The organism is Streptomyces fagopyri (assembly GCF_009498275.1).
GTDB lineage: Bacteria > Actinomycetota > Actinomycetes > Streptomycetales > Streptomycetaceae > Streptomyces > Streptomyces fagopyri.
The window spans coordinates 1,889,925-1,903,430 of sequence record NZ_CP045643.1; the positions used below are offsets into that span (position 1 = coordinate 1,889,925).

Annotated in this window: 10 protein-coding genes and 1 pseudogene; 7 read left to right on the forward strand and 4 right to left on the reverse strand. The window is 73.3% G+C overall.

All coding sequences use genetic code 11. From position 1 onward, the window contains the following. Positions 1-246: 246 nt before the first annotated feature. The 4 genes and pseudogenes from galE (at position 247) to idi (ending at position 4,266) form a co-directional block, all read left to right on the forward strand. Positions 247-1,224, forward strand: a complete 978-nt coding sequence (gene galE, locus GFH48_RS08045) for a UDP-glucose 4-epimerase GalE (protein ID WP_153287602.1) — start codon at positions 247-249, stop codon at positions 1,222-1,224. A 136-nt stretch (positions 1,225-1,360) separates the two neighbouring features. Beyond that, complete coding sequence (locus GFH48_RS08050; RefSeq protein ID WP_153287603.1) at positions 1,361-2,305, forward strand: cation diffusion facilitator family transporter; 945 nt, start codon at positions 1,361-1,363, stop codon at positions 2,303-2,305. A gap of 327 nt (positions 2,306-2,632) precedes the next feature. After that, positions 2,633-3,367 (forward strand): annotated as a pseudogene (locus tag GFH48_RS08055) (class I SAM-dependent methyltransferase); the annotation flags it as partial. A 305-nt stretch (positions 3,368-3,672) separates the two neighbouring features. Further along, entirely contained in the window at positions 3,673-4,266 is a 594-nt protein-coding gene (gene idi, locus GFH48_RS08060) for an isopentenyl-diphosphate Delta-isomerase (protein ID WP_153287605.1), read from the forward strand. Between the two features lie 30 nt (positions 4,267-4,296). On the opposite strand, the gene GFH48_RS08065 is transcribed toward idi, so the two are convergent. Continuing rightward, positions 4,297-4,803, reverse strand: a complete 507-nt coding sequence (locus GFH48_RS08065; protein ID WP_153292783.1) for an ATP-binding protein — start codon at positions 4,801-4,803, stop codon at positions 4,297-4,299. 301 nt (positions 4,804-5,104) lie between these two features. Between GFH48_RS08065 and GFH48_RS08070 the strand changes: the two genes are divergently transcribed. Then, positions 5,105-5,869: an enoyl-CoA hydratase/isomerase family protein gene (locus tag GFH48_RS08070; protein ID WP_153287606.1), complete on the forward strand. Its 765-nt coding sequence runs from the start codon at positions 5,105-5,107 to the stop codon at positions 5,867-5,869. 49 nt (positions 5,870-5,918) lie between these two features. On the opposite strand, the gene GFH48_RS08075 is transcribed toward GFH48_RS08070, so the two are convergent. Together GFH48_RS08075 and GFH48_RS08080 are read right to left on the reverse strand one after the other, a co-directional pair. After that, a complete protein-coding gene (locus GFH48_RS08075) occupies positions 5,919-6,554 on the reverse strand; it encodes a DJ-1/PfpI family protein (RefSeq protein WP_153287607.1) in 636 nt (211 codons plus the stop codon). Positions 6,555-6,571: 17 nt separating this feature from the next. After that, positions 6,572-7,525, reverse strand: a complete 954-nt coding sequence (locus GFH48_RS08080; protein WP_153287608.1) for a GlxA family transcriptional regulator — start codon at positions 7,523-7,525, stop codon at positions 6,572-6,574. Between the two features lie 125 nt (positions 7,526-7,650). On the opposite strand from GFH48_RS08080, the gene GFH48_RS08085 reads away from it, so the two are divergent. Together GFH48_RS08085 and GFH48_RS08090 are read left to right on the forward strand one after the other, a co-directional pair. Continuing rightward, a complete protein-coding gene (locus GFH48_RS08085; protein WP_153287609.1) occupies positions 7,651-8,517 on the forward strand; it encodes an SCO6745 family protein in 867 nt (288 codons plus the stop codon). A gap of 88 nt (positions 8,518-8,605) precedes the next feature. After that, positions 8,606-11,005, forward strand: coding sequence for a Tex family protein (locus tag GFH48_RS08090; RefSeq protein ID WP_153287610.1), 2,400 nt, complete (start codon positions 8,606-8,608; stop codon positions 11,003-11,005). A gap of 498 nt (positions 11,006-11,503) precedes the next feature. Here GFH48_RS08090 and GFH48_RS08095 read toward each other — a convergent pair whose 3' ends face one another. Continuing rightward, positions 11,504-13,144, reverse strand: coding sequence for an ABC-F family ATP-binding cassette domain-containing protein (locus GFH48_RS08095; RefSeq protein WP_153287611.1), 1,641 nt, complete (start codon positions 13,142-13,144; stop codon positions 11,504-11,506). Between the last annotated feature and the right edge of the window lie 362 nt (positions 13,145-13,506).

The following is a 13,506-nucleotide window of genomic DNA, read 5'->3' on the forward strand; positions in this document are numbered from 1 at the left end:
CCGCTGGGCGGCATGTCGGCAGAGGCTATCGGATGATGGGAAGCGGGTGTTCACCACCCGTTCACGGTCCGATCAACCTGGTCTGCGCGACCCCCCGGCCGCGATCATCATCGGTGATCCGGGGTCCGCGCGACAAACCGCGGCCCCAGACCGGACCATCGGCGGCATAACGTACGAGAAACGGCGCACCGGTCCGGAACACGGCAGGACGGGCGCGGGACCGGGCCCGGCATAGGGTGGTCGTCCATGACATGGCTGATCACAGGCGGGGCCGGATACATCGGGGCACACGTGGCGCGGGCGATGACGGAGGCCGGTGAGCGCGTCGTCGCCCTGGACGACCTCTCCGCCGGGGTGGCGCGGCGCCTCCCGGAGAGCATCCCGCTGGTACAGGGTTCGTCCCTGGACGGAGACCTGCTCAAGCGGGTTCTCGCGGAGCACGCGGTGACGGGTGTGGTGCATCTCGCGGCGCGCAAGCAGGTCGGTGAGTCCGTGGAGCAGCCCACCCGCTACTACCAGGAGAACGTGGGCGGTCTCGCGACGCTTCTGGAGGCGGTGGCCGGGGCGGGCGTGCGGCGGTTCCTCTTCTCCTCGTCCGCGGCCGTCTACGGCAATCCGGACGTGGACCTCATCACGGAGGACACCCCGTGCGCGCCGATGAGCCCGTACGGCGAGACGAAGCTCGCCGGGGAGTGGCTGGTGCGGGCGGCGGGCCGGGCGCACGGAATCGCGACGGTGTGTCTGCGCTACTTCAACGTGGCGGGCGCGGCCGGCCCGGAGCTCGCCGACACCGGGGTGTTCAACGTGATCCCGATGGTCTTCGACCGTCTCACCCGTGGCGAGGCCCCGCGGATCTTCGGTGGCGACTATCCGACGCCGGACGGCACCTGCGTCCGGGACTACATCCATGTCGCCGACCTCGCCGAGGCGCACCTGGCGGCGGCACGCCGGCTGGCGGGTGACGCGACGGGCGACCTGACCGTGAACATCGGCCGGGGCGAGGGCGTCTCGGTACGTGAACTGCTCACGCTCATCGCCGAGGTCAGCGGTGACACCCGGGAGCCGGTCGTCGAGCCGCGCCGTCCCGGTGACGCCCCGCGCGCGGTCGCCTCGGCAGGGCTGGCCGCCCGGGAGCTGGACTGGGGCGCGCGGCGCGGGGTGCGCGAGATGGTCGCGTCGGCGTGGGAGGGATGGCGACTTCATCACCCCCCGACACAGGGTTAACGATCTTTGCCTGCTCTGACCTGCGCCTGGTTTGCGCAGGTCAGAGCAGATGACAACGGTGTTCAATGCGGCCCTGGTCCGCTACCCCCGCCCGTAGTTCACTGTGCTTCCGGGCAGCGGAGGGGAGGCGGCTTCCATGGGGACCGGGCATGACCACGGACACGGGCACGCGCACGGCGGACCCCCGACCGGCACGGCGGCGGCCGCGTACCGCGGGAGACTGCGGGTGGCGCTGTCGATCACGCTGGCCGTGACGGCGTTCGAGATCACCGGCGGCGTCCTGGCCGACTCGCTCGCGCTCGTCGCGGACGCGGCGCACATGGCGACGGACGCGCTGGGCCTCGGCATGGCCCTGCTCGCGATCCACTTCGCCAACCGCCCGGCCGGCGGGAACCGCACCTTCGGCTACGCGCGGGCCGAGATCCTCGCCGCGCTCGCCAACTGTCTGCTGCTGCTCGGCGTCGGGGGCTACGTCCTGTACGAGGCGGTCCAGCGCCTGGTGACGCCCGCCGGGACCGCGGGCGGCCCCACCGTCGTCGTCGGTCTGGTCGGCCTGGCCGCGAACACGGTCTCGCTCGCGCTGCTGATGCGCGGCCGCCGGGACAGCCTGAACGTGCGCGGCGCCTTCCTGGAGGTGACGGCGGACGCGCTGGGTTCGGTGGCCGTCGTCGTCTCCGCCGCGGTGATCATGGTCACCGGCCGGCAGGCCGCGGACCCGATCGCCTCGATCCTCATCGGCCTCATGATCGTGCCGCGCACCTGCGGGCTGCTGCGGGAGACGCTGAACGTGCTCCTGGAGGCGGCGCCCCGGCATGTCGACATGGCGGAGGTGCGCGCCCACATCGTGGCGCTGCCCGGCGTCGAGGACGTCCACGACCTGCACGCCTGGACCATCACGTCCGGCCTGCCGGTCCTCTCCGCCCATGTGGTCGTCGCCACGGACGTGCTGGACGCCGGGCGGCACGAGAAGGTGCTCCTCGACCTCCGGGGCTGTCTCGGCCACCACTTCGACCTGGAGCACTGCACCTTCCAGCTGGAGCCGAGCGGTCACGCACGGCACGAGGCGAGGCTCTGCCACTGAACGGGCGCGCGGGGCGGGAGACCTCGGGGGGACGCGGCGCGAGACCCGGGGGCGGGACGGGAGAGCCGGGAGCGGGACGGCAGTCCGGCCGGGCCGGGCCGGGCTGGACCGGGCCAGGCTGGACCGGGCCGGGCCGGGAAAACAGGCGTGCGGGGCCGTGCCGCCCGGTGCTAGCGTGGCGGCCGTCCTGGGAGGAGATGGGTCGATGACTGTCACGTGCGACGCCGCCGTGCGCGGCGACAGGTGTGTCCCCGTCCTCCGGGTCCACGGCTGACCCACGCCGTACGGCGTGCGCGGCGGCCCGGGCCCCGCATCCGAAGGCTGCTCATGCTGTCCGACCACGACGCCTCCCACGAGGCCTTCTTCGCCCTGCATCACGGCCTGCCGCGGCAGGCCCCCGGCTCCGACGCCACCACCCGGCACCTGCTCTCGCTAGCCGGTCCGCTGCCGGACCGCCCGCGCGTGCTCGACCTGGGCTGCGGGCCCGGCCGGTCCGCACTGCTGCTCGCGGCGGAGGCCGGGGCGCGGGTGACGGCCGTCGACCTGCACGAACCGTTCCTCGACGAACTGCGGAAGGCCGCCGCGGCCCGCTCCCTCTCCGCGTCCGTCCACGCCGTGCGCGCGGACATGGGGCGACTCCCCTGTGCGGACGGTTCGTTCGATCTCGTCTGGGCCGAGGGCTCGGCCTATCTGATCGGATTCGACACCGCCCTGCGCGACTGGCGGCGGCTGCTCGCCCCCGGCGGCACGCTGGTGCTCACGCACTGCTCGTGGACGGTCGGGATGCCGTCCGGCCCGGCCCGCGCCTTCTGGCGGGAACTGCTGCGCACGACCGCGGAGGACACCCGCGCCGCACGCGACGCGGGGTACGAGGTGCTCGGCACAGTGCTCCTGCCGGACTCCGACTGGGACGAGTACTACGAGCCGCTCGGCGCCCACGCGGAGGCTGCCGACCTCACCCGGCCCGGTATGGCCGGGGCCGTCGCGGACACCCGGGCGGAGATCGCCCTGCGCCGCGCGCACGGGGCGGAGTACGGCTACGTCGGCCATGTGCTGCGCCCGGTGGCCGACGGCACCTGACCGGAGCGGCTCCAGCGGCATCGCATCCGGGCCCACCTGGAGGCTGTGCTCGACGGGAACCGGGCGGGGGTGTGAGGCCGAACATCTGTCGGCCCCCGTCCTGGACGATTCCTCGTCGGCGGCACCGGGCACGATCAGGTGTCCGGCCACGTCCGGCGCCTGACGCCGACCGGCCGCGTGTCCCGCCCCGGGAGTCCGGAGCGGGACATGCGGGGAGCCGCGAAGTGCCGGGAGTGCCGGTTTCGTACGGCAGACTTGGGGCTCGAAGACCGATGCGAAGGATGGGTATGCCGATCACACCTGCCACCGCGACGCACAGTTCGTCGAACGGCACCGTTGAAGCGATCTTGCTCGAACTGGTCGACGAGGACGGCAACACCATCGGCACGGCGGAGAAGCTCGCCGCCCATCAGCCGCCCGGGCAGCTGCACCGGGCCTTCTCCGTCTTCCTCTTCGACGAGCGCGGACGGCTGCTGCTCCAGCAGCGCGCCCTGGGCAAGTACCACTCCCCCGGGGTGTGGTCCAACACCTGCTGCGGCCACCCCTACCCCGGTGAGGCCCCCTTCGCGGCCGCCGCCCGCCGGACGTACGAGGAGCTCGGGGTCTCCCCCTCGCTGCTCGCGGAGGCGGGCACGGTCCGCTACAACCACCCGGACCCGGAGTCGGGCCTGGTGGAGCAGGAGTACAACCACCTCTTCGTCGGGATGGTCCAGGCGTCGCTGCGGCCCGACGCGGAGGAGGTCGGCGACACGGCCTTCGTGACCGCCGCCGAACTCTCCGAGCGGCACGAGAAGGACCCCTTCTCGTCGTGGTTCATGACCGTGCTGGACGCGGCCCGTCCGGCGGTCAGGGAGCTGACGGGCCCGTCCGCCGGCTGGTGACGGACCCGCTGGGCCGCTTCCCGGCAGGATCTAGACGACGCTCGGCGTGAGCGGCAGGGCGGCCCAGATCACCTTGCCGCCGCTCGCCGTGTGCTCGACGTCGCACACCCCGCCCGACTCCCTGGTGACCTCACGCACCAGCAGCAGTCCGCGCCCGCCGGTCTGGCCGTGGTCCGCCTCCAGGGCCGTCGGGCGGTAGGGATGGTTGTCCTCCACGGAGACGCGCACCCACTCGGCACCGACGGCCACCTCGACGGCGAGCGTCGGGGACAGCAGTGCCGCGTGTCGGACGGCGTTCGTGACCAGTTCGGAGACGATCAGCAGGAGCCCCTGGACCAAGTCGTCCGAGGCGGGCACCCGTTGCCGGGAGAGCAGGTCACGGACGGCGTGCCGGGCCTGCGGCACCGAGGCGTCGACGGCGGGAGCGGTGAACCGCCACACCCCCTCGTACGGCAGCGGACCCGGCGGTCTCCGATCGGGAGCCACGTCCCCGCCCCCTTCGGGACGGGAGTCGAACCCCCGCCCGTGGTTCTCCATCGTCCGGTCGCCACCCTTGCGCTCGATTGTCACCACACGTCGAGTGTGGGAACGCGCTGGTCCGGACCCGATGACTGAACAGAAGTCAGCGACTATCGACGTTTTCTGATCGTCGACGTACGACACGGTCGACCTGACGACCGCTCCTGCCGAGGTTGTGTCTGTTTCGAGAACTATTCGGGTTGTACGGGTTTGCCGTCGGGGTCTCCCTCCGCATCCGGGTGTCCGCGGGAGCCCGGCGGCCCAGGACGCTCCCGCCCGCGCCGATCACGCGTCGGAGGGTGCGGATAGCATCCGGCGTATGGAGCCGCAGCTGCTGCACAGCGTCGCCGACGGCATCGCCACCGTCGTCATCCATCACCCCGCCAAGCGCAACGCCATGACGGCCGGGATGTGGCGGGCGCTGCCGCCCCTGCTCGACCGGCTGGCCGCCGATCCGGCCGTCCGCGCGCTGGTGCTCACCGGGGAGGGCGGGACCTTCTGCGCGGGGGCCGACATCTCGACCCTGCGGGGCTCCTCGGACGAGGCACAGGGTCTCGCCGTGCGGGCCGAGGACGCGCTCGCCGCCTTCCCCAAGCCGACGCTCGCGGCCGTCCGCGGGTACTGCGTGGGCGGCGGTTCACAGCTCGCCGCGGCCTGCGATCTGCGGTTCGCGGAGTCCGGCGCGCTGTTCGGGGTGACCCCGGCGAAGCTGGGAATCGTCTACCCGGCGTCCGCCACCCGGCGCCTGGTGTCGCTCGTGGGACCGGCGACCGCCAAGTACCTCCTGTTCTCGGGTGAGTTGATCGACGCCGGCCGCGCGCTGCGCACGGGCCTGGTGGACGAGGTGCTGCCGGGGGACGAACTCGACAAGCGGGTCGCGGAGTTCACCCTGGTACTGGCGGCACGGTCGCTGCTGACGCAGGCCGCCGCCAAGGAGTTCGCGAACGGACGGACCGACCGGGACGCCCACTGGACGGAGCAGGCGCGCGGCAGCGGCGACACCGCGGAGGGCGTCGCCGCGTTCCTGGAGCGCCGCCCGCCACGGTTCACCTGGTCCACGCCGGGTTCCGGCCCGACCACCTGACGATGCACCGACCACCTGGCGAAGAACCGGCCACCGCGGGATGGACAGGTCACCCCAGGATGAACCGGCTCTTCGCGCGCAGCTCCGCCACCAGGTGCGCGGGCGCCTTCCGCGGGGACCCCGCGTCGTAGGGCGGCTGCGGGTCGTACTCCGTCAGCAGCTGCACGGCCTGGGCGTGTTCGTCGCCCGCGATCCGGCCGAGCAGGTGGAGCCCCATGTCGATGCCGGAGGAGACGCCGGCCGCCGTCACGTACTTCCCGTCGAAGACCACCCGCTCCCCCGTCGGCTCGGCGCCGAACCCCTTGAGGGTGTCGAGGGCCAGCCAGTGCGAGGTGGCCCGGCGGCCGTCGAGCAGTCCGGCCGCGGCCAGGAGCAGCGAGCCGGTGCACACGGAGGTGGTCCAGGCGCTCGTGGCGTCTGCGGCCCGCAGCCAGTCCAGGAGGACCCGGTTGTCCATCTGCGGGGTCTGCCCCGGGCCGCCGGGGACCACCACGATGTCCGGGTCCGGCACCTGGTCCAGGGCACGGTCGGCGATGAGGGCCAGGTTGCCGGTCTCGTTGCGGACCGGGCCGGTGCGCTCGGCGACGAAGACGGTCTCGGCGCCGGGCAGCCGGCCGAGGGTCTCGTAGGGGCCCACCGCGTCCAGGGCGGTGAAGCGGTCGTAGAGGACGATGGCGATCTGCATCGGGGTCCCTTCCCGGTTCAGTGCGTGGGTGCGGGGCGGAAGCGGCGCCGGTACTCGGCCGGGGCCGCGCCGAGCGCCCGGAGGAAGGCGCGGCGCATGGCCTCCGGCGTGCCGTAGCCGCAGGCCCGGGATATCTCCGCGACGCCGTCCGGGGTGTCCTCCAGCAGGCGCCGGGCGTGTTCGAGGCGGACCCGGTCGACGTACCGGCCCGGCGTGACGCCCGTCTCGGACTGGAAGGCGCGCGCGAAGTGCCGGGGCGAGAGCCGGGCCCGGGCGGCGAGCGCCTCGACGCGGAGGTCCTCACCGGGGCGTTCGGTGATCCACTGCTGGACCTCGCGCAGGGGTTCGCGACGGGCCGTCTGCGCGGCGAGCTGTGCGCTGAACTGGGCCTGGTTGCCCGGACGCCGCAGGAACACGACCAGATGGCGGGCGACGGTGAGGGCGGCCTCGCGGCCGAGGTCGTCCTCGACGAGCGCGAGGGAGAGGTCGATTCCGGAGGTGACGCCCGCGGAGGTGGACACCCGGCCGTCGCGCACGTAGATGGGGTCGGGGTCGACCCGGACGGCCGGGTGGTCGCGGGCGAGCCGGTCGCAGTACGCCCAGTGGGTGGTCGCGCGGCGGCCGTCGAGCAGGCCCGCCCGGGCGAGCAGGAGGGCGCCGGTGCAGACGGAGACCAGACGGTCGGCGCGGGGTCCGTGCTCCCGCAGCCAGCCGGTGAGGCGTGGGTCGGGGCGCCGGGTGCCCCGCCCGCCCGGGACCAGCAGGGTGTGCGGGGCGGGCGCCTCGGCGAGGGTGCCGTCGGGGACGAGGGTCAGCCCGCTGGAGGTGCGGACCGGCGCGCCGTCCAGGGAGGCGGTGCGGACGCGGTACGAGCCGGCGCGGCAGGTCTCGGCGCCCGCGAAGACCTCCGTGGGACCCGTGACGTCGAGGCTCTGCACCGCGTCGAAGAGGACGACCAGGACGGTTCGCATGTCCTCGATTCTCGGCGGGGCCGGCGACGGCCGCAAGGACGGGCATCCCACCTTTCCTGCCACGGTCGCACAAGTCCCCGCGCCCACCCGTTCCCCGCGTACTGACCAGTCGGTAACCTGCGGTCATGACCACTCCTCTGCCCGAGCGCGCCGGACGGCGCTGCCACAACGTCCTCAATCCGCTGCACTCGACCCACTACTTCTCGCCGGACCTCGGCCGTGAGCTCGCCGCGGTCGGCATCGACGACAGCCGGGGCGCGTACTTCGCGGTGCGGGCCGCGGCCATGGGGCCGGTGGGCCCGGGCACGGTGACCGCGACCTTCTACAACTTCCGCCACGAACTGGTGGCCCGGCACGTGCCCGAGGTGTGGGAGAAGGCCTCCCCCGAGACCGTTCTCGCGGCACGCTCGCGCGCCGTCGACGCGACGCTGCGCCGACTGCTCGGCGAGGACGTGCTCGCCTCCAAGGAGCTGGCCGAGGCGGCCGAGCTGGCACTGCGCGCGGCCGAGGCCTGCACCAGGACCGCGCGTCCGCTCTACGCGGCGCACGCGGACCTGCCCGTTCCCGACGCGCCGCACCTCGCGCTCTGGCACGGCGCCACGCTGCTGCGCGAGCACCGCGGCGACGGTCACCTCACGGTGCTGCTCGCGGCGGAACTCGATCCGGTCGAGGCCCTGGTGAGCCACACCGCGACCGGCAAGGGCATGGCTCCGAAGTGGGCACTGGGCACCCGCGGCTGGTCGCGTACCGACTGGGAGGCGGCGGTGGAGCGGCTGCGCGAGCGCGGACTGCTGGACGCGGAGGGCGAGTTGACGCAGGCCGGCGTCGCGTTGCGCCAGGACGTCGAGGCCCGGACGGATCAGCTGGACCGCGCCCCGTACGAACATCTGGGCGCCGCGGGCGTGGAGCGGCTCAGCGAGCTCGCGAAGGGACTGCTGATGACGGCGCTCGCGGCCGGAGCGTTCCCCGAGGGCATGACCGGCAAGGGCTGACACCGCCGATCGGCGCCCTGACCCCCCGATGTCGGTGTCACCTGCCACAATTGCCGCGCAACCTCAGTGGAGAAGGCGGTACGGGATCGTGACGACACCCCTCGTAGGGTCCATCGAAAGCAGGATCGCCGAGGAGCTCGGCGTACGGGAACGGCAGGTCAAGTCCGCCGTCGACTTGCTCGACGGCGGTTCGACGGTGCCCTTCATCGCCCGCTACCGCAAGGAAGCGACCGAGATGCTCGACGATGCGCAGCTGCGCACCCTCGAGGAGCGGCTGCGCTATCTGCGGGAGCTGGAGGACCGGCGCACGGCGATCCTCGAATCGGTGCGCGAGCAGGGCAAGCTCACCGAGGAGGTCGAGGCCCGGATCCGGGGCGCGGAGACCAAGGCGCGCCTGGAGGACATCTATCTGCCGTTCAAGCCGAAGCGGCGCACGAAGGCGCAGATCGCGCGCGAGGCGGGTCTGGAGCCGCTGGCCGTGGGCCTGCTCGACGACCCGTCGGTCGACCCCGTCGCCGCGGCGACGGCCTTCGTCGACGCGGACAAGGGCGTCGCCGACCCGCAGGCGGCGCTCGACGGCGCCCGCTCGATCCTCACCGAGCGGTTCTCGGAGGACGCCGACCTGATCGGCGAGCTGCGGGAGCGCATGTGGGTGCGTGGACGCCTGGCGGCCAAGGTGCGGGACGGGAAGGAGGAGGCGGGCGCCAAGTTCGCCGACTACTTCGACTTCGCCGAGCCCTTCAAGGAGCTGCCCTCGCACCGCGTCCTCGCCATGCTGCGCGGCGAGAAGGAGGAGGTCCTCGACCTCGTCCTGGAGCCCGAGGAGCCCGCCGAGTCCCCGTCGGCCCCTTCGTCGTACGAGGGGATCGTCGCCCACCGTTTCGGGATCGCCGACCGCGGCCGTCCCGCCGACAAGTGGCTGAAGGACACGGTCCGCTGGGCCTGGCGGACCCGCCTGCTCGTGCACCTCGGCATCGACCTGCGGCTGCGGCTGCGCACCGCCGCCGAGGACGAGGCGGTCGACGTCTTCGCGGCGAACCTGCGGGACCTGCTGCTGGCCGCTCCGGCCGGCACGCGCGCGACGCTGGGGCTGGACCCCGGATTCCGCACCGGCGTGAAGGTCGCCGTGGTCGACGCGACCGGCAAGGTCGTCGCCACGGACGTCATCCACCCCCATGTGCCGGCGAACAAGTGGGACGAGGCCGTCGCCAAGCTCGCCCGCCTCGCCAAGGAGCACACGGTCGACCTGATCGCGATCGGCAACGGCACGGCGTCCCGCGAGACCGACAAGCTCGCCGGTGAGCTGATCACCAAGCACCCCGAGCTGGGGCTCACCAAGGTGATGGTCTCCGAGGCCGGGGCGTCGGTGTACTCCGCGTCCGCGTTCGCCTCGCAGGAGCTGCCCGACATGGACGTGTCGCTGCGCGGCGCCGTCTCCATCGCGCGCCGGCTCCAGGACCCGCTGGCCGAGCTGGTGAAGATCGACCCGAAGTCCATCGGTGTCGGGCAGTACCAGCACGACCTGTCCGAGGTGAAGCTCTCCCGCTCCCTGGACGCGGTCGTGGAGGACTGCGTGAACGGCGTGGGCGTGGACGTGAACACGGCCTCCGCCCCGCTGCTCTCCCGGGTCTCCGGCATCACCTCCGGACTCGCCGAGAACATCGTGGCGCACCGCGACGCCAACGGCCCCTTCCGCTCCCGTACGTCCCTCAAGAACGTGGCCCGGCTCGGCCCGAAGGCGTACGAGCAGTGCGCGGGCTTCCTGCGGATCCGGGACGGGGACGACCCGCTGGACGCGTCCAGCGTGCACCCCGAGGCGTACCCCGTGGTGCGGCGGATGGTGAAGTCGGCGGACAGCGGGGTCGCGACCCTGATCGGCAACACCGGTGTGCTGCGCTCGCTCAGGCCGGCCGACTTCGTGGACGAGACGTTCGGTCTGCCGACCGTCTCGGACATCCTGAAGGAGCTGGAGAAGCCGGGCCGTGACCCGCGGCCCGCGTTCAAGACGGCCACCTTCAAGGAGGGTGTCGAGAAGATCTCCGACCTGGTGTCCGGCATGGTGCTCGAAGGGGTCGTCACGAATGTGGCCGCCTTCGGCGCCTTCGTGGACATCGGCGTCCACCAGGACGGTCTGGTGCACGTCTCGGCGATGTCCAGGACGTTCGTGAAGGATCCGCGGGACGTCGCGAAGCCGGGTGACATCGTCAAGGTGAAGGTGCTCGACATCGACATCCCGCGCAAGCGGATCTCGTTGACGCTGCGCCTCGACGACGAGGCGGCCGCGTCGGACCAGCAGGGCGGGGGCGAGCGTCCGCAGCGGGGCGGACGGCCTCCGCAGCAGCGCCAGCAGCAGCGTCAGCCGCGGGGCGGGGCCGGCGGTGGCGGTGGTGGTGGTTCGCGGCAGGCCGCTCCGCCGCCGGCCAACAGCGCGATGGCCGACGCGCTGCGGCGCGCCGGGCTGGTGGACCCGAAGAAGGGCCGTCGCTGACCCGCGGCTGAGCGGTGACCGGTCGCGGTGCCCCGGGCCCCGGAAGGGGCGGGGCACCGCGACCACGCTCCTGAAGTGACCGCGTGGTCGGCCGGCGTGGCCCTACCCGGGAAGCCGCCGGGAGCAAGGGTCCGAGACCTCGCGGGTCGTGTTCCGAGACCTCTTGGGTCATGTCCGGCGCCCGCCTTCTCCGCGGGCGTGCGGGTGCGCGGTTGCGCGCGCGTGCCGTCGGGACGGTTTCGCCGGTTTCCCAGCCGTACTGGATCTCCTACGAGCGCGACACCATCGGCGGGTTCGTGACCCGGGCGGCGGTGCCTGAGCGGCGCGAAGGCCTCGGGCACCCTCTCGCTCGACCCGCGGCACCACGGCGAGGGCACCGGACGGGGACGGCGGGCGCGTGCGTCTCCCGTCCGGTGACCACCACGGCGATCAGGGGTTCGACGTCGCGGGTCACGCCATGGACCCCCACGACGGCGCGGCGGCCGGCCACGCCCTGGATCAGCGCTCCGTCACCTTGCCCGCCGCCACTTCCAGGCGGCGCGTGGTGCGGACGGCGTCGAGCATCCGGCGGTCGTGGGTCACCAGCAGCAGCGTGCCCTCGTACGTGTCGAGGGCCGACTCCAGCTGTTCGATCGCGGGCAGGTCGAGGTGGTTGGTCGGCTCGTCGAGGACGAGGAGGTTGACCCCGCGGCCCTGGAGCAGGGCCAGCGCCGACCGGGTGCGCTCGCCCGGGGACAGGCTCGTGGCGGGGCGCAGCACGTGCTCCGCCTTCAGGCCGAACTTGGCCAGCAGGGTGCGGACTTCGGCCGGTTCGGTGTCGGGGACGGCCGCACAGAACGCGTCGAGCAGGGACTCCGGGCCGTGGAAGAGCTTGCGGGCCTGGTCGACCTCGCCGACGATCACGCCGGAGCCGAGCGTGGCGTGCCCGGCGTCCAGCGGGACGCGGCCGAGCAGGGCGCCGAGCAGGGTCGATTTGCCCGCGCCGTTGGCGCCCGTGACGGCCACCCGGTCCGCCCAGTCGATCTGGAGGGTGGCGGGTCCGAAGGTGAAGTCGCCGCGCCGTACCTCGGCGTCCCGCAGGGTGGCGACGACCGCTCCGGAGCGCGGCGCGGCCGCGATCTCCATCCGCAGCTCCCACTCCTTGCGCGGCTCGTCGACGACGTCGAGCCGTTCGATCATGCGCTGGGTCTGCCGGGCTTTGGCGGCCTGCTTCTCGCTGGCCTCGCTGCGGAACTTGCGGCCGATCTTGTCGTTGTCGTTGTTCGCCTTCCGGCGGGCGTTCTTCACGCCCTTGTCCATCCAGGAGCGCTGCATCTGGGCGCGTCCTTCGAGGGCGGACCGCTTGTCCGCGTACTCGTCGTAGTCCTCGCGGGCGTGCCGGCGGGCGGTGTCACGCTCCTCCAGGTACGCCTCGTAGCCACCGCCGTACAGCGTGATCTGCTGCTGCGCGAGGTCGAGTTCGAGCACCTTGGTGACCGTGCGGGTGAGGAACTCGCGGTCGTGGCTGACGACGACGGTGCCCGCGCGCAGGCCGGAGACGAACCGTTCGAGCCGCTCCAGTCCGTCCAGGTCGAGGTCGTTGGTGGGCTCGTCGAGCAGGAAGACGTCGTAGCGGGACAGCAGCAGCGAGGCCAGACCCGCGCGGGCGGCCTGCCCGCCGGACAGGCCCGTCATCGGCTGGTCCAGGTCGACTGCGAGTCCGAGGGAGTCGGTGACCTCCTCCGCCCGTTCGTCGAGGTCGGCGCCGCCGAGGCCGAGCCACCGCTCCAGGCTCTCCGCGTAGGCGTCGTCCGCGCCCGGCGTGCCGTCGACGAGCCCCTGCGTCGCCTCGTCCATCACCCGCTGGGCCTCGGCGACGCCGGTGCGTCGCGCGAGGAACGCCCGTACGGTCTCGCCGTCCCGGCGCTCCGGCTCCTGCGGCAGGTGCCCGACCGCCGCGGAGGGCGGGGAGAGCCGCAGCTCCCCATGCTCGGGGGTGAGCAGCCCGGCGAGCAGCCGCAGCAGCGTGGACTTGCCCGCGCCGTTGGCACCGACGAGCCCGATCACATCGCCGGGCGCGACGACGAGGTCGAGCCCGGTGAAGAGCGAGCGGTCGCCGTGTCCGGCGGCGAGGTTCTTGGCGACGAGAGTGGCAGTCATCAGGAGGCCGATCCTAACGGCCCGGCCGGCCGGGCCAGGACCCCGGATTTCTCTCCGCCACCGGCCCGCACGCACGGGTGGGCCGCGCTCACCGCCACGCGTCTCCGCGCCCCTGCCTCCGCACCCGCCCCGCTCCCGCCCTCGCGGGCCCGCCACCCCGGGCTCCGCACCGCCCCGCTCGCGCCCTCGCGGGCCCGCCACCCCGGGCTCCGTGCTCCCGGCGCCCTCGCCCCGCGCGGGCGCGCCCGCCACCCTCGCCCTCGCCCGTCCCGCTCCCGCTCCCGCTCCCGCCGTCGCGGGTCTCCCGCTCCCGGCGCCGTGCGTCCGGCAGCTCGCCGCAGGTCCGTCGCGGTGCCGTGCGT

Excerpts from the sequence above, each read along its gene's own strand:
- GFH48_RS08080 (WP_153287608.1), bottom strand. The coding sequence starts at position 7,525 with ATGCGAACCGTCCTGGTCGTCCTCTTCGACGCGGTGCAGAGCCTCGAC.
- idi (WP_153287605.1), top strand. The coding sequence starts at position 3,673 with ATGCCGATCACACCTGCCACCGCGACGCACAGTTCGTCGAACGGCACC.
- GFH48_RS08095 (WP_153287611.1), bottom strand. The coding sequence starts at position 13,144 with ATGACTGCCACTCTCGTCGCCAAGAACCTCGCCGCCGGACACGGCGAC.
- GFH48_RS08070 (WP_153287606.1), top strand. The coding sequence starts at position 5,105 with ATGGAGCCGCAGCTGCTGCACAGCGTCGCCGACGGCATCGCCACCGTC.
- galE (WP_153287602.1), top strand. The coding sequence starts at position 247 with ATGACATGGCTGATCACAGGCGGGGCCGGATACATCGGGGCACACGTG.
- GFH48_RS08085 (WP_153287609.1), top strand. The coding sequence starts at position 7,651 with ATGACCACTCCTCTGCCCGAGCGCGCCGGACGGCGCTGCCACAACGTC.
- GFH48_RS08050 (WP_153287603.1), top strand. The coding sequence starts at position 1,361 with ATGGGGACCGGGCATGACCACGGACACGGGCACGCGCACGGCGGACCC.
- GFH48_RS08065 (WP_153292783.1), bottom strand. The coding sequence starts at position 4,803 with ATGGAGAACCACGGGCGGGGGTTCGACTCCCGTCCCGAAGGGGGCGGG.
- GFH48_RS08075 (WP_153287607.1), bottom strand. The coding sequence starts at position 6,554 with ATGCAGATCGCCATCGTCCTCTACGACCGCTTCACCGCCCTGGACGCG.